The organism is Maribacter confluentis (assembly GCF_030505015.1).
GTDB lineage: Bacteria > Bacteroidota > Bacteroidia > Flavobacteriales > Flavobacteriaceae > Maribacter > Maribacter sedimenticola.
This window is the reverse complement of sequence record NZ_JAUKUC010000001.1, coordinates 25,742-41,421: the sequence shown is the minus strand read 5'-3', so window position 1 is coordinate 41,421 and position 15,680 is coordinate 25,742. Positions and strand designations below refer to the sequence as shown.

13 protein-coding genes are annotated in these 15,680 nt (G+C 37.1%); 4 read left to right on the top strand and 9 right to left on the bottom strand.

Annotated features, from left to right (window positions below; translation table 11 throughout):
* Positions 1 to 239 precede the first annotated feature (239 nt).
* On the top strand, positions 240 to 788 hold the full coding sequence (locus Q2T41_RS00210; protein WP_304434093.1) for a DUF4494 domain-containing protein: 549 nt from the start codon (positions 240 to 242) through the stop codon (positions 786 to 788).
* Here Q2T41_RS00210 and Q2T41_RS00205 read toward each other — a convergent pair.
* Positions 785 to 1,633, bottom strand: coding sequence for an AraC family transcriptional regulator (locus tag Q2T41_RS00205; protein WP_304434091.1), 849 nt, complete (start codon positions 1,631 to 1,633; stop codon positions 785 to 787). The two genes, Q2T41_RS00210 and Q2T41_RS00205, sit on opposite strands and share 4 nt — an antisense overlap.
* Positions 1,634 to 1,763: 130 nt before the next feature.
* Between Q2T41_RS00205 and Q2T41_RS00200 the strand changes: the two genes are divergently transcribed.
* Positions 1,764 to 2,570 (top strand): phytanoyl-CoA dioxygenase family protein, encoded by an 807-nt coding sequence (locus Q2T41_RS00200; RefSeq protein ID WP_304434090.1) that lies wholly within the window; start codon positions 1,764 to 1,766, stop codon positions 2,568 to 2,570.
* A 113-nt stretch (positions 2,571 to 2,683) separates the two neighbouring features.
* Here the strand turns inward: Q2T41_RS00200 and Q2T41_RS00195 are convergent, their stop codons facing one another.
* Entirely contained in the window at positions 2,684 to 3,322 is a 639-nt protein-coding gene (locus Q2T41_RS00195) for a fasciclin domain-containing protein (RefSeq protein ID WP_304434088.1), read from the bottom strand.
* A 284-nt stretch (positions 3,323 to 3,606) separates the two neighbouring features.
* Here Q2T41_RS00195 and Q2T41_RS00190 point away from each other — a divergent pair, with 284 nt between their 5' ends.
* Positions 3,607 to 5,673, top strand: coding sequence for an ATP-binding protein (locus Q2T41_RS00190; protein WP_304437387.1), 2,067 nt, complete (start codon positions 3,607 to 3,609; stop codon positions 5,671 to 5,673).
* A gap of 71 nt (positions 5,674 to 5,744) precedes the next feature.
* On the opposite strand, the gene Q2T41_RS00185 is transcribed toward Q2T41_RS00190, so the two are convergent.
* Both Q2T41_RS00185 and Q2T41_RS00180 read right to left on the bottom strand, forming a co-directional pair.
* Positions 5,745 to 7,874 carry a catalase gene (locus tag Q2T41_RS00185; protein WP_304434087.1) on the bottom strand — a complete coding sequence of 710 codons (2,130 nt, stop codon included), beginning with the start codon at positions 7,872 to 7,874 and terminating at the stop codon, positions 5,745 to 5,747.
* 207 nt (positions 7,875 to 8,081) lie between these two features.
* On the bottom strand, positions 8,082 to 8,582 hold the full coding sequence (locus tag Q2T41_RS00180) for a GreA/GreB family elongation factor (RefSeq protein ID WP_304434085.1): 501 nt from the start codon (positions 8,580 to 8,582) through the stop codon (positions 8,082 to 8,084).
* Between the two features lie 186 nt (positions 8,583 to 8,768).
* On the opposite strand from Q2T41_RS00180, the gene Q2T41_RS00175 reads away from it, so the two are divergent.
* Positions 8,769 to 9,875 carry a Gfo/Idh/MocA family protein gene (locus tag Q2T41_RS00175; RefSeq protein WP_304434083.1) on the top strand — a complete coding sequence of 369 codons (1,107 nt, stop codon included), beginning with the start codon at positions 8,769 to 8,771 and terminating at the stop codon, positions 9,873 to 9,875.
* A 12-nt stretch (positions 9,876 to 9,887) separates the two neighbouring features.
* Here the strand turns inward: Q2T41_RS00175 and Q2T41_RS00170 are convergent, their stop codons facing one another.
* From Q2T41_RS00170 to Q2T41_RS00150, 5 genes are all read right to left on the bottom strand, one after another.
* Positions 9,888 to 10,721: a 3-keto-disaccharide hydrolase gene (locus tag Q2T41_RS00170; protein ID WP_304434082.1), complete on the bottom strand. Its 834-nt coding sequence runs from the start codon at positions 10,719 to 10,721 to the stop codon at positions 9,888 to 9,890.
* Between the two features lie 87 nt (positions 10,722 to 10,808).
* Positions 10,809 to 11,936 (bottom strand): beta propeller repeat protein, encoded by a 1,128-nt coding sequence (locus Q2T41_RS00165; protein WP_304434081.1) that lies wholly within the window; start codon positions 11,934 to 11,936, stop codon positions 10,809 to 10,811.
* The gene (locus Q2T41_RS00160) at positions 11,873 to 13,807 is read right to left on the bottom strand and encodes a WD40/YVTN/BNR-like repeat-containing protein (protein WP_304434079.1); all 1,935 of its coding nucleotides are present in this window, start codon (positions 13,805 to 13,807) and stop codon (positions 11,873 to 11,875) included. The genes Q2T41_RS00165 and Q2T41_RS00160 overlap by 64 nt, the downstream gene beginning before the upstream one ends.
* Before the next feature lie 174 nt (positions 13,808 to 13,981).
* Positions 13,982 to 14,830 carry an MORN repeat-containing protein gene (locus Q2T41_RS00155; RefSeq protein ID WP_304434077.1) on the bottom strand — a complete coding sequence of 283 codons (849 nt, stop codon included), beginning with the start codon at positions 14,828 to 14,830 and terminating at the stop codon, positions 13,982 to 13,984.
* Between the two features lie 15 nt (positions 14,831 to 14,845).
* A complete protein-coding gene (locus tag Q2T41_RS00150; protein ID WP_089260371.1) occupies positions 14,846 to 15,679 on the bottom strand; it encodes a DUF2490 domain-containing protein in 834 nt (277 codons plus the stop codon).
* Position 15,680: the final 1 nt, after the last annotated feature.

Sequence of the window (15,680 nt, the reverse complement as noted above, 5' to 3'; positions counted from 1 at the left end):
TAGAGAATTGATTGTTAACACGTTGTAATTCAATTTTTAACATTAAAATACCCAATACTATAAAGAAAGAGGTGTTCTAAATATCATTACCTCATTCCCTTTTTTTAGCTGTAGAAATCTAAATGTCTCTTAGTAAATACATTATGGCATACCTCGTGAAATTGTGAATATCTAATGGTTTTTTTTATGATGGGAACTAAGGCTAACTGCTATATTTGCCACCCCTAAAAAAACATGATATGAGTGCAATTTGGTATGAGTGTAAAGTAAAATATAGAAAATTGGATGAGGCAAGTGGTATGCTAAAGGTTAAAACAGAACCGTTCTTGGTAGATGCCATTTCCTATACTGAAGCAGAAAGTAGAATAACCCAAGAAATGTCCGCCTATTTAAGTGATAGCGAAGAAATAAAAATTACGAACATTAAGGTTGCCAATTACGCAGAAATCCATCCGTTTGAAAATTCGGATAGATGGTTTAAGTCCAAGATTTCCTTGATCGCCTTTGATGAGGAGAGTGGCAAGGAACGTAAAACCAATCAATATTTATTGGTTCAGGCAAATGATGTTAAGGAAGCTTATGACAATACGGTTAGTGTAATGAAGGATACTATGGGAGATTATACCATTCCTGCCATTACTGAATCGCCCATCATGGATGTTTTTCCTTATTTTTCAGGTGAAGAAGATGATTTGGAGCGTATTCAAAAATTTACTGAACTTAAGGATTCGGTGCCTGTACTAGAAGTAGATGAAAGTTTGAAGAGTGAAAATGAGGTAACGGTTTAATGCGATAGCATTGAATTTCTAAATTCCCTTGGGCTTACTCCTTTCAATTTTTTAAATGTTCGGTTAAAATGGGATAAGCTTTCAAAGCCACAATCAAAAGCAATAGCCTGTATAGGTTTATCCGTGGTGGATAAATGCATACAGGCTAATTCTATTCTGGATAAATTTAAAAATGTCACAAACGAATGCCCTGTACTTTTTTTGAACCATCTACAAAAAGACGGAGCTATCATATGGGCTTTTTCCGCCATTAGGTTTACGGTAAGTTTACTGGTAAGATTTTCAAGAATGTAAGACGTAATGACTTTTATTTTACTTTTTGATTTATCGGTTACTATTTGCGGAAGGTATGAGGATGAGGAGAGATAAACCGTGTCTTCGTGAAGAAGCAATTGCTGAATTATTTCAATTAAAGCGGCCAATTGCCCTGTTTTTGATAAATCATCAAACGAGCATAATTGTTCTAACAGTTGTGGGCCGGGATGTAAAAACTGTATACCCCTAGTGGCAGAACTATACAGTGTTTTAAAAGCCTCACATTCTATAAAACTATCAAATAAATGGGCTGGAAATTGAATAACGATCGCTTCTTGGGTCATTGATGGGTTATTTAAGTGGGATATATAATTGTGAGGTAGGTTACTACCCAAAAGGACCAAGTCATTTTCAGTATAGTTAAGTATACTGTTACCAACAAACCGTGTACCGCTACCCTTGGTAATTAAAGTAAGTTCCAGCTCTGGATGATAATGCCAAAAGGGTTTAAATTGTTGTTCTTTTAATTTAAAATACCGAAAAGATGTTTGGGATTTTTTAAGGTCTATTCTTTCAATGATGGGTTTCATTATAAGTTATAATTAACTATTTATGTTTACAAATTACATCATATGGGATAAAATATGCACACTAATGGTTAAAATTGTAAAATATGTACCGCTGTCATCTATATACTTTTATGAACATAAAATTTATGACATGAAAACAATGGCACTTTTAGATCAGGAATACGTACTCACTCATGAACAAATACAATTTTATGATTCCAATCGCTATATTAAATTGAAACATGTTTTTGATCCCGAAACCATTTCATTATTTAATGGGATCATTACCAAGAAAGTAATGGAGTTATCCAAAGAAAAGCAGCCAATGGAACAAAGGGACACCTATGGCAAGGCGTTTATGCAGCTTTTTAATTTATGGCAAGAAGATGAATTGATAAAGACTTTGGTATTTTCAAAGAGACTAGCACAAATTGCCAGTGCCTTAATGCAAGTTGAAGGTGTACGTTTGTACCATGACCAAGCCTTGTTCAAGGAAGCTGGCGGGGGTATTACCCCGTGGCATGCCGATCAATACTATTGGCCCTTGGCCTCTGATAAAACCATAACTGCTTGGATACCCCTACAAAAAACACCATTATCAATGGGACCATTGGAGTTTAGCGCAGGTAGTCATAAAATTATGGATGGTAGGGAATTATCTATAAGTGATGAGAGTGAACAGATTATACAGAATAGATTAAAAGTAACCGATTTTAAACATGTTATATCGCCTTTTGATGTTGGGGAAATAAGTTTTCATTCTGGATGGGTTTTTCATCGTGCCGGTGCAAATACTACCCGGAACATGAGAAAGGTCATGACCATAATCTATATGGATAAGTATATGAAATTAAAACAACCCACTAATGACGGACAACAGAATGATTGGGAAACATGGTGTCCTGGCACTAAAATCGGTAGAATTATTGATTCTCCCTTAAATCCTGTTTTATTTTGACTTCAACATACCGTTTAGGTTTATTTAATTTAAAACACCATTTATGAAAATTCATAAATATGCAATAAAAAAGAGGGCACTTAAGGCCCTCTTTATAATATACCCATCAAGGATTATTTTGTCAGTAGCACATCATTGATTATGTGTATAATTCCGTTAGAAGCTTTTACATTTCCTAAGACAATTTCACTTTTATTTCCTTTCTCATCCTTTAAAACAATTTTGTCATTCTTTAAACCAGCGGTAATTTCTGATCCGGCAACTGTCGACATTAAATATTTACCATTGGCTTCCTTAATATTATTCACCAATTTATCTGTAGAAATTATGTCATTTATTACATGATACTGTAATATGTTGGTCAATAATTCTTTATTCTCTTCTTTGCCCAATTCTGCAATAGACCTATTATTAGGTAATTTTTCAAAAGCATTATTAGATGGTGCAAATACGGTATAATTACCAGGTTCAGATAACATTGCTTCCAAATCAGCTGCTTTTACAGCGGATAATAACGTGGAAAGTTCATTATTTTTATGAGCAAGTGCAGCAATACTTTTAGCCTTCATTTCGTTTTTTTTGGCCTCGACTTTTGCCTTTTCCGCTTCTACCTTAATTTTGGCTTCCTCCATTGCTATTTGATCCTCCATTGCCTTTTTATCGGCATCTATTTTGGCTTGATCCTTACATGAATTTAATGCAAAAAGTACGATGCCTGAACATACCAAAGTTTTTAAATTTCTTAGTGTCATAATTCCGTGTTTTTAGATATTGTTATTATACTATTTACGTATAATTACAGATGTTAGTTTGCTGAAAACCATGACTTGTGTATTAATAATTAGTTAAACAATTTCTGTTTATGTTAACCGATTTTTAAAAAGAACTGTAAAAAATAAAAAATGGATTCATAGAGAAAATTGATTTGCACGTTAGTTAATAGTAAGAAAATACATACATAATTTGGCGTTACACAACATTAATAAGGAAGTATTGTATTTACATTATATATTTATTGCTTAATTCCCTCATAGTGATGAAGTTTATTTTGTCCCCTACTAATAATAAAAAATGTATACTGTTAGTAGTACTATCATTGATGTTGATACCTACATCGTATTCACAATCGGAAAAAAAGCTTCTTAAACAGATAGAGGAATTAAAAGCGCAACCAGAATTTAATCCTGAAACCCCCCTTTACATAGATTTACTGTTTGATCTTGCCAAGGAATATACCTACAAGAATAAAGACAGTACGTATATTTTGGCAAACCAGGGGCTTGCTTTAAGTAAACTTACCAAATATAAAAAAGGAGAAGGTTATGCTTATCTACGTTTAGGTGACTACTATTCCCAATTAATGGATAAGGATAATTATAAAAAGTATTATGATAAAGCTATAGAAATAGCCGATAACTACTCTTATGAGAAATTAAAATTAATTGTTATCAACAATTACGGCACTACCCTTTCTATAAATGGTGATGTAGATGAGGCTTTAAAATATTACTTGGAAGGCATTGAGATTGGTGAAAAAAATAAGGATAACCTTATGTTGCCCATTTTATATGATAATATTGCCATTATGTATTCCGGTCTAAAAGACTATGAGACCGCGTTGATCTTTCATGAAAACTCACTTCTTTTAAGTGAAAAAAGCAAGAGTGCATTTACTATGGCAAAGACCTTAAGTAATATGGGCTTTGCCTATGCATATTTACACAAGTTTGAAAATGCAGAAGATGTATTAAAAAGGGCTATTCCTATATTCATTGAAGAGGATAACATGGATTGGCTTTCCTTTTGCTATGAGGTTAAGGGAATTATAGCCTTGGAAAAAAAGCAATTTGAAGATGCTTTGGAATGGTATATGGAAAGTAATTTACTTTGCGAGGACCTTGATTATTTTACGGGTACCATTAACACCTATAATGGTCTGGCAGAAGCATATATAGGCCTAGGTCAAATAGATTCCGCAGAACATTATGCACTTAAGGCCAATAAGGCGGCAAGCACCACCCACTACCCAGAAATTTTAATGAAATCCGCAAAAACTCTAGCTGATATTAATAGGATAAAAGGTGAGTTTGAGGTGGCGTTGGATTACCAGGATGAGTATTTAGCACTTGCGGAAAAAGCAGATACCGAAAATTTTAAGAAAGGCTTGGCAATGCTCCGTAGCTATCAAAAATACGAGGCGCAAAAAAAACAGATTCTGGATGAAAAAAACAGGGAACTGGCAGGGCAGCAAGCGTTGACCTATATTGCCTTGGCAGGTCTATTACTATTGATTATCATGTTGGTTTTAATTTATAGAAACTTTAAAATTCAAGGACGTTTTAATGGTATTCTACAGAAAAAGCAACAAATACTAGTCAATAGGGAATTACAGTTAAAGGAAAGTAATAATACCAAGGATAAGTTATTTTCACTGATAGCGCATGATCTTAGAGGCCCAATTCATTCCTTTCATGGCCTTATGCAATTTTATGTGCGTGGTCAAATGACCAAGGAAGAAACGGACAAATTTTTGCCTGTAGCCTTACAGGATTTAAGTTCTATTGCAGATATGTTGGATAATCTATTGATTTGGGGTAAAACACAGATTAACGGTACCAAACATGAACCTAAAAATATCAACATCAATGATTTGATAGAAAATAATATGCGTTTATTAAAACCTTTAGCGGATAAGAAATCTATTCAAGTTAAAAGTAATGCGGAAAAGAATTTGGTTAGTTATAGTGATGATGCACATGTGGATATTGTACTAAGAAACCTTATTGGCAATGCAATAAAATTCACGCATAAAAATGGTAAGATTACTATTGATGCTACGGAAAATGAATCCGAATTGGTACTTTCCGTGGCGGACAATGGTGTTGGTATGTCCTCGGAAAAACAGGAGAATTTATTTAACAAGAACAATTATGAATCTACTTATGGCACCAATAATGAAAAAGGAACAGGACTAGGATTGTTTTTATGTAAGGAAATGGTAGAAATGAACGGTGGACGAATATGGGTAAAAAGTGTAATTGACCAAGGATCAACTATCTATTTTACCATACCCAAGAAATTGAAACTTCGCAAGGCCATTTAATATGTTTTAAAAATGAAAAATCCACCGAAACCATAGGCTCCAGTGGATTTATCCCATATATAACCATTTAATTACACGGGAATTTTATCGGCCAATTTGCGTCTTTCCCAATTTCTGTGCTTGGAAATACTGTCTACAAATTTAGAGGGCTCATCATTGATATGTATGGCGTTATCATCCTTATATGCTTTAATAAATGATTTGTCCAAAGCCATTTCACCTTCATCATCTACGGCTATTGCCTTACAATATTTGAAACTTTCATTTATAAATTTTATAAACTTTCCATTATCCAAAATAGCTTCCACAGATTTTTCTCCTCCAGGAATATAGACTGCATCAAATAAAACACTTTCCGTCGTTGCTATAGCCGCATCAACTTTATGTTTCATACCTTCATCACAAGTAATACTTCCTCCGTGAGGCGCAACAATTTTAACCATAGCGCCTTCTTTCTCCAATATTTCTGTCATGGATTTGAATTTTTTCATGTTGAATCCATCTGCTGCAAGTACAGCTATCTGTCTGGTAGCAATACTATTGAATTTTGTATTGGCCATACTTAATGCCTTTGATTTGTCCAGGTAATTTTTCTTTTCACCAGGTTGATGTTTGTCCGCATCAGCATCGGCACCTATAGCCTGATTAATGGGTCGTTCAATATCCTTTGGTATTTCCATACCCAAACCTTCCGCTACTTTATTGGCAAGATCATCATCTATCTGGGCGATCAACCATAACATGCGCTCCTTAATGTGTTCATGGTTACATTTGCCCAACTCAAAAGTATAGGCCGCTGCCACGTGCTCTTGTTCCCAATCTGCCAAACTTCTATAGAATAATGCCGGTTGCGAAAAATGATCGTTAAAGCTCTCGCTTCTTGTCCGTATCTTTTTTGCATCTATACGTTCCTCATATGAATGGAAACCACCTTCCGCCATTTTGGAAAGGTGTGGGCAACCACCGCTTAAGCTATTTGGAAAATATGCAGTTTCTCCTTTAGGAATGGACATTTGCATATGAGCATCCCTTTGATTGTTATGCGTTTCTACAATAGGCCTGTTGATTGGAATTTGATGAAAATTAGGGCTTCCCAATCTGGACAACTGGGTATCTCGGTAAGAAAATAATCTACCTTGTAACAAAGGATCGTTCGTAAAATCAATACCTGGAACAATGTGACCAGGCAAGAAAGCAACTTGTTCCGTTTCCGCAAAGAAATTATCCGGGTTTCTGTTCAAGGTCATTTTACCAATTATTTTAACAGGAACCATTTCTTCAGGAATAAGTTTAGTTGGATCCAACAGGTCAAAATCAAACTTATGTTCATCTTTTTCCGCTACTACCTGTATACCAAGTTCCCATTCAGGATATTGTCCGGCCTCAATGGCATCCCACAAATCCCTTCTGTGGAAATCCGGATCGGCACCATTAATCTTTACTGCTTCTTCCCATGTTACGGAGTGTACGCCAAGTGTTGGTTTCCAATGAAATTTTACAAAGTGTGCCTCTCCCTTCGCATTGATCAATCTAAAGGTATGTATTCCAAAACCTTCCATCATACGTAAACTTCTAGGAATGGCCCGATCACTCATAACCCAAATATGGTTATGCAAGGTTTCCGTAGTGAGAGAAACGAAATCATAGAATGTATCATGTGCAGATGCAGCTTGTGGAATTTCCTTGTTCGGTTCCGGTTTAACGGAATGAATCAAATCTGGAAATTTCATAGCATCCTGTATAAAGAATATAGGCATGTTATTTCCCACAAGATCCCATGTTCCTTCTTCGGTATAAAATTTTACTGCAAAACCACGGACATCCCTAGCTAGGTCAGGTGAACCTTTTGAGCCCGCTACGGTAGAGAAACGTACAAACACTGGCGTTTTTCTTGCGGTATCCGTAAATATGCCGGCTTTACTATACTCTTCAATACTTTCATATAATTCAAAATAACCGTGTGCCGCACTACCTCTGGCGTGTACAATACGTTCTGGAATACGTTCGTGATCAAAACTTGTAATTTTTTCCCGTAAAAGGAAATCCTCTAACAATGTAGAACCACGTTCCCCGGATTTTAAACTATTATTTGTATCGTTAACCTTTAATCCTTGGTTGGTGGTCAAAGGTTTGTTTTTCATATCTTTTTGATAATGCTCTAGGTCCTTGATTTTTTTGGACGCTGATTCTTTATTTTTCATAGTGTACGATTGTTTGTTTTAAGGAGCTTAAAACTAGGGGTAAAATCAGATGAACTTTTGCTGTTTAAACTTTAAAACTGGCTCATATAAAAATTTATACAGATAACTTCAATTTTAAGTAATTATAAAAACTAATGAAACCCGATTTATTGAACTAATACAGAATTATTATATCCTATTTGAAAATCAAATTTTTTAGTCAATCGTCTAATAGTCAATAGCCATTATTTTAAATATTCGCTGTTCCTTGCCCATTTGTAAAATGGCACTATCCCCTATTTTTTTTCCAATTAAAATTCTCGCTATTGGGGAAACATATGAAATTTTCCTTGCCGCTATATTGGCTTCATCCACCCCAACTATTTGATAGGTCTCTAGTATTTTATTTCCATTGACCATAACGGTAACCTGCGCTCCAAAACGCACACTATCTAAATGTTGGTCTTTAAAATTGATTACTTTGGCACTTGCGATACGGGCATTTAAAAGCTGTAGTTTGGCATTGATAAAATTGCTTGTAATCCGACGTTCCTGATCATTGCCGCTAGGTAATTGTTCAAATTCCTGAATTAGTGTCTTTTTTTCGGTCTGTAATAGAACGAACCCATGTGGAGTAACATAATTAATGGCCCCCTTAGGTAAATCTGCCCTTGGAGGAACCATTGGTATTTCCTCTTGATCATCTTCTTTAACAAATCCCCTGCTCATATATATTCTTTTGGGGACAACATACAATTTACTGATTTAGGTATGTAATGGCATTGCAAGTTTTTTTACCCTAATCAGTTCCTACAGGTTGGCCTTAAATTGTTATAAGTTACAGGTTGTGTGTATTTTGCTAACGTAGAATCCCTATATTTAAAATCACTTTACTTAACAATAAAACCATATACAATGACAACTAGAAGAAAATTTTTGGAAAAAATATCGGCCACCTCGGTCGCCGTGCCATTATTGTATTCGCCTTTAAATCTCTTTGCCTCCTCAACCGTTCCTTATGAAGGACCGGTACTGAATGTTGCAATCATGGGACTGGGTAGTTATGGTACACGTGTTGCCGAAGCCATGCAGGCTTGTAAAAGGGCTAAATTGGTAGGGGTAATTAGCGGTACACCTTCCAAGATTAAAAAATGGCAATCTACTTACGGTATTCCTTCTAAAAACTGCTATAACTATGATAATTTTGAAGCTATTAAGGAAAACAAGGATATAGATGCAGTATATGTCATTACCCCCAACGGATTACACAAAGACCAAACAATACGAGTAGCCAAAGCAGGTAAGCATGTTATTTGTGAAAAACCAATGGGAATAAATGCCCAAGAAGGGCAAGCTATGGTAGATGCCTGTAAGGCGGCCAATGTAAAATTGCTGATCGGCTATAGAATGCATTTTGAACCCAAGACAGTGGCTGTAATAAAAATGAGGAAAGAAGGTCAATTTGGTGACCTCAAATTTTTTCAAGGTCAATCTGGGTTTACGATAGGTGATCCCAACCAATGGCGATTAAATAAGGAACTTTCCGGTGGTGGCGCCATGATGGATATAGGTATATATTCCATTAACGGTGCTAGATATATGTTGGGCGAGGAACCTGTTTGGGTAACTGCACAGGAAACTAAAACGGATCCGGTAAAATTCAAGGAAGGAATAGATGAGACCATACAATTTCAAATGGGTTTTCCAAGCGGTGCGGTAGCCAACTGTTTAAGTACGTACAATATGAATAATCTAGACCGTTTTTTTATGACAGGGTCCAAAGGGTTTGTTGAGATGCAACCCTCTACGGGGTATGGCCCCATAGAAGGAAGAACTCATGAAGGTCCGTTGACCCAGCCACATTTTACCCATCAAACCTTACAGATGGATGGTATGGCTGCATTAATATTTGATGGGGTTCAACCTATAGTACCTGTTGATGGCGAAGAAGGCGTTAAGGATATGAAAATTATAGATGCTATTTTCCAAGCGACCAAGACAGGGGAAAAAGTAATGCTATAAGCTAGGATAACATTAGTATTCCATAATTTCAATAGTTTTAAAATCTATAGGGTGGCTGTTCGACTGTAAAGAGATATAGCCACCTTTTACTTGAGTATTATCACCGTCTATCAATGATTTGGCCATTTCATTCTCCGTATTATAGGTTGGATTGGCATATCTTAAAATTTCTTCACCATTGACAAAGTGTTTAATTTCACCATTGTTCACTTCTATCTCTGCCGTGACCCATTGATCACCATGAAAAGTCTTCGGTATCTCTGCAGGAATACAAGTAGTGGTATTTTGCGTTCCCTTATATTCTATGAACATACCATTTGTACAAGCAGCGCCCAATGGTCTATCCTCTATACCATTGCCTCCATGAAAATTATATTCTAGGCAAACGGGAAATGCCTGGTCCATTTTTTGGGTTGCGGGTGGTTGACCATGAAATTGAATCCCACTATCACGATACCCCCAAGTAGGTGCGCCAGGAGCGGTTTCACCTACGAATCTATACCTTACCTTTAACCTATAATTACTGTAATACTTGTCATAATATACCGTTCCAAAACGATCGTTGAACTCTGGGCCGTATGCATCATACCGTATTTTAAGAATACTGTCCTCCACACGCATGGTATTTCCAAAATTTTCTCCTAAAGCGTGTCCTGGAATTTTAATGGTCCACCCGGTTAAATCAGTTCCATTGAAAAGTGAGACCCATTGGGAAATTGTGTCTTCTAAAACCGCAATAGATTCGTTTGTGCCCTTATTATCTTTTTTCTTGGTGTTACAAGCGGATATAAGCGTCAGAAGTGTTAGTAAGGTCAATGATTGCCTAAGCGTACTTTTCAAATTCATTAGGGTTGGTTTAAAGCTCTAAACCTAAAAGTAACAAAAAAAGGTATGTCTTTTGAACATACCTTTTTATAAATCTTTCCCTTAAAATTATAAATTGGCCTCTTTCTCCAATTTTTCCAGCGCCGCAACTAGTTCCAAGTATCGCTCCTTCATATCCTTACCTATAATTTTGTCCGCATCTCCCACAATATAGGATAAGTAGGCCGTTTGAGCCGCCAACATTTGTTGAGGGTAAGCACCTTCATCGTTTTTTATTTCCTTAAGGATTTTTTCCAAGTTTTCCTTTTTATCGCCTTTACTTTTTTTAATTTCGGATTCTAAATTGGATTGAAATTTTCTAACATTGGTCAATAACTGAAGTACTTTATTTTCAAAACTTAAATGTTCAGTAATGATTGTACTGTCTATACCCTCTTTGGCCATACGCGGATCGACCATAATTTTAAAAGGTTGTTCATATTCCTCGGTTCCAACGGTTAATCTAACTATATAATCTCCTGGTGGCACCATAGGTCCGTTTTTATAGCGTCTGGACTCTCTTTTGTCCCAAGCACCTTTTTGCCGCATATTCCAGTGAAATCTATTGATGCCTTTTTTGGTTTCCAGTTTATTGTCAAAATAGCTGAAAGTCATACTTAGTGCCATATTTTCAACTTCTTCTTTTGTAGTCTTTGTTTTGGTAGAATCGCTTACAATACTAGCTACAATTTGCCTATCCGCATTCAGCACTTCCAATTTTACTTCATTGGTAAATTCCTTTGGAAGGTAATAATCTATTAATACGCTGGTATCCGGATAATTGGGAAAGTCCCTTGATCTTCTTGGAACCCTATATCGTATAGTATTGTCAGGTGCAAATAATACTGGGGTATCGTTTAAATTGCTTATGGCAGAATTTCTTAATGAAGTTATATTGTCCAAAATCCAAAATCCTCTGCCCATGGTACTTAATACCAAATCGCCCCTATGAAGAATAATATCCGTAATTGGTGTTATAGGTAAATTTTGTTGAAAGTTTTTCCATTCCTTTCCATCGTTCAAGGAAACAAACATCCCATATTCCGTGCCGGCATATAATAGCCCTTTAGTCACAGGGTCTTCCCTCAATACTTTGGCGATATGGTCCATTGGTATTCCATTGGTTGTCGTGCTCAACAGTTCCCATGATTTACCGAAATCCTCGGTCTTATAAAAGTAAGGGGTTGTATCGCCCAATAAATGCCTGTCCAAGGCCAAATAGGCCGTTGCCGGGTCAAATTGGGAAGGTTCAATAGACTCGACCCTACCCCTTTCGGCATTTTTTTGGGAGTTACATTGGACCAAGTCAATCCCCCATCTTGGGTTACGGAAACTACTCCATCATTGGAGCCTGTCCAAATCAATCCTTTTTTGATTTTAGATTCCCTAATAGCATATAAGGTGCTGTAGTATTCTTCACCTGTGATATCCCTAGTGATCGGGCTACCGGATATAACCTGCTTATCTTCTTCAAATGCCGTAAGGTCTGGAGAGATTGTTTCCCAAATAACACCGTCGTTCCTTGTTTTATGTAGAAACTGAGAACCCATATATACTACATCTGGGTCGTGTGGAGAAACATGAACTGGTGCCACACGTTGAAATCTATATTTTAGGTCTTTTGGATTGTGTCCGTAAATATTGGATGCGCCAATAGAATATTCCCTATCTACCCCTGTTATTTTATTATAAACACTAAAACGGCCTTTACAGTTGTTATATACTAAATTATGATTGCCAGGTTTAGGTATGGACGGACCCGTTTCACATCCTCCCACATTGATCATTATCTGTGTTCCTTGAGGACCCGTGGCACTTGGAGCGGAACTAGGAATGGCAATGGTTGTATTATCTTGTTGCGCGCCATAGACCCAATACGGGTATTGATCATCAACGGCAACTTGATAGATTTCTGCAGTAGGTTGATTAAATTGAGAAGACCATGTCTTGCCTCCGTTATGGGACACATTGGCACCGCCATCATTACATTGAATCAATAAATCTGGATTGTTAGGATTCAACCATATATCATGGTTGTCACCATGTGGTACCGCCATCATCGTCCATGATTTGCCGCCATCTGTAGATTTTAAAAGTGGATTGGCGTTGGAATACACAATATCAGGATTGGTAGGGTCAAGTTCAATATTGGTATAATAGAACGGTCTGTTCACCAAACCTTTGTTATCCGAAGTCTGTACAAAACTATTGCCTTGATCTATTGACTTATATACACCGCCTTCATCACCGGGCGCCTCAATTACCGCATAAAGAATGCTTGAATCAACTGCAGAGACCGCTAGATCAATTTTACCGATCAATCCTTTTGGCAGCCCTTTTTCCAGTTTAGTCCAATCCTTTCCTCCGTTTACGGATTTGTAGATGCCACCTTCGTTTTGCTCACCACCTGAGATAATGGTCCATGGTGTTCGTTGAGCTTTCCAAGCGGCAGCGTACACGATATTTGGATTTCCCGGTAGCAGTTCCAAATCTGCAAAACCGGTTGTGTTGGAAATATGAAACATTTTCTGCCAAGTAACACCACCATCCGTAGTTTTATAGATACCGCGTTCCTCATTGGCCTTAAATGCATTGCCTATAGCCGCTACCCATACAATATTACTATTGGTGGGGTCTATTTCTACGGCACCTATCTGTCCGGCATGCTCAAGTCCTATATGGTTCCACGTTTTTCCGCCATCTATAGATTTATAGACACCTTTACCGCCAATAATATTACTTCTCAATCCGTCTGACCCGGTGCCAACATATACTATATTGGGGTCGTTTAGCGCAACTTCAATGGCACCTATGGATGGTGTTTTAAAAAACCCATCGGAAACGTTATTCCAGGTAGTTCCATAATCCTCGGTTTTCCAAACTCCTGCACCTGATGCACCCAAATAAAAAGTTCCGGGCTCATTGGGCGTGCCCGTTACCGTCGTTACCCGCCCACCCCTTAATGGGCCAATGGTACGATATTCAAAAGCGGAGAAGTCCTGTGCTACAAGAACTGTGGAAATACCAAAAAGAAAGAAATAGGTAAAGCGGTGAAAGAGCGTTTTCATTTTAAACTAGATAATAGGTTGGTTAAAACCTAAAGTTACTTAAACCTATATCCAATTCATATATCAAGTCAAATTTTTATGATTTTCCTATTGTACCCTTTCAATTTTAAGAAAAGTCTGTGTGTAGTTTTGCCTAATTGGCATTAATTGAATTTTATAAAAGGAATACAGTATTTATTTCTTGTTTTTTTTATCCGCTTCCTTCAGTTTGTCCTTTTCCCAAATACCGCTTAGAATGCTACCGTCCTTAGTGTAAAATGTGCCCCTGCCACTTCTTTTATCATCTTTCCATTGACCCACATATTTATCGCCATTTGGCCAAAAATAGGACCCCTCGCCATTCCGCATATCGTCTTTGTAACTACCCACGTAATATTCTCCGTCTGACCAATAAAAAGTACCTTGACCGTTACGTTCATTATCTTTCCACTGACCCTCATAACGGCTTCCGGTTTCCAAAACGGCAATACCGGCGCCATTGGCCATATTGTTTTTCACTTGCCCAACATAGTGCAATGCGGTGCCTTTTTTGCTTTTGAAACTCAAGTATTCCCCAAATGATTTTTTATTGAGTTGGTTTCGCATGTTATTCAGTTGAACCCTAGCTTTCTCAAGCGCAAAATTCAACGAGTCTATACTTCTTAGTTCTTTAGGTGAAATGGATGTACTGGATACTGAATCTGGTCTATTTTGGTCCGTTCTATTGTCAAAATTATTTCGGGAATCCGTCTGCATTAATTTCTCCGCTAAAGCAATACGCAGAGGTATAACCGTATTCAGTTCCTTATGGTTTTCCAAGGTGGTATGATACGATTCTATCGCCTTATCATATTCACCTTTCATTAATACCGAATCTATGGATAAAAGTTCCCTATTACCGGTCACCAATTCATCTAATTCTTTTTTGGCTTTCTTGCTTTCCCCTACTTCATTCTGTAGTGCATTGGATTTTATACCAAAATATAGGGCAAAAGCAGACACAATGGCCAACAATACGTAAGGTAGTAATTGCTTTTTCTTCATGATAGTTGACTAGCTTTAATCCGTCAAGTGAATTTCCGGCAGTTTATTTTTAACCTTTCTAAAATCTGGGGAGTAATATACATGAAAGCGCATGGCCCAGCTATGTTTAAAATATCCGCCATTGGTTAGGTCTTGACCTTGGGAATACATTGCACCGGCCGCTACAGTTAACCTAGGGGTCAAAATATAGCCTAAAGTGGATGTTAAACGTAAGTCTTCCATGGGGCTTGCCACTACGGCTTTTCCACTTTGCATGATCAGCTCCGCTTCCGGAGCAACATACAATGTTTTTGGTTTTAGCTTGTGACTGTTCAATGGAATTTTCATTCTAAACATATACCGCCAACGATTTCTGAAAATATACTCACTATCCTCGGCAAAACCTTGTGTCCACCTGTGTTCTATACGTATACGGTGGTAGATCATCATACTGGAAAGGGATTGTGCAAATTGGTACTGATGCCAAATACGCCATTCCGGTACCAGGTTGCGGTCTTCTGAACTTTCGTCCGTATTGAAGTTTAAGCGGAGTACGCCCCCTAAACGAACATTGAAATATTTGGAGTGAATATATCCTATTGCGTGCCTATTATATATTTGGGCCACTTGTCCAACAAAAGGTGTTTCCTTGGTTTCCTCTAATCTTAAATGTGTTTGGGCATCCCAAAAAAGACGTTTTCCTATTCTTATATTTCCATAGGAATTAAACCACGTCTTGGTCTTTAGGTCCTTGTACTCTGAATATGGAGGTAGCTCAACTTTTTCACTCTCTTGGGCAAGTACACGAAACAAGAATAGTATACAGACCAATACGGTTAAATTATGCTGAAATGTACGAAACGTGCTCATA

Excerpts from the sequence above, each read along its gene's own strand:
- Q2T41_RS00210 (WP_304434093.1), top strand. The coding sequence starts at position 240 with ATGAGTGCAATTTGGTATGAGTGTAAAGTAAAATATAGAAAATTGGAT.
- Q2T41_RS00205 (WP_304434091.1), bottom strand. The coding sequence starts at position 1,633 with ATGAAACCCATCATTGAAAGAATAGACCTTAAAAAATCCCAAACATCT.
- Q2T41_RS00200 (WP_304434090.1), top strand. The coding sequence starts at position 1,764 with ATGAAAACAATGGCACTTTTAGATCAGGAATACGTACTCACTCATGAA.
- Q2T41_RS00195 (WP_304434088.1), bottom strand. The coding sequence starts at position 3,322 with ATGACACTAAGAAATTTAAAAACTTTGGTATGTTCAGGCATCGTACTT.
- Q2T41_RS00190 (WP_304437387.1), top strand. The coding sequence starts at position 3,607 with ATGAAGTTTATTTTGTCCCCTACTAATAATAAAAAATGTATACTGTTA.
- Q2T41_RS00185 (WP_304434087.1), bottom strand. The coding sequence starts at position 7,874 with ATGAAAAATAAAGAATCAGCGTCCAAAAAAATCAAGGACCTAGAGCAT.
- Q2T41_RS00180 (WP_304434085.1), bottom strand. The coding sequence starts at position 8,582 with ATGAGCAGGGGATTTGTTAAAGAAGATGATCAAGAGGAAATACCAATG.
- Q2T41_RS00175 (WP_304434083.1), top strand. The coding sequence starts at position 8,769 with ATGACAACTAGAAGAAAATTTTTGGAAAAAATATCGGCCACCTCGGTC.
- Q2T41_RS00170 (WP_304434082.1), bottom strand. The coding sequence starts at position 10,721 with ATGAATTTGAAAAGTACGCTTAGGCAATCATTGACCTTACTAACACTT.
- Q2T41_RS00160 (WP_304434079.1), bottom strand. The coding sequence starts at position 13,807 with ATGAAAACGCTCTTTCACCGCTTTACCTATTTCTTTCTTTTTGGTATT.
- Q2T41_RS00155 (WP_304434077.1), bottom strand. The coding sequence starts at position 14,830 with ATGAAGAAAAAGCAATTACTACCTTACGTATTGTTGGCCATTGTGTCT.
- Q2T41_RS00150 (WP_089260371.1), bottom strand. The coding sequence starts at position 15,679 with ATGAGCACGTTTCGTACATTTCAGCATAATTTAACCGTATTGGTCTGT.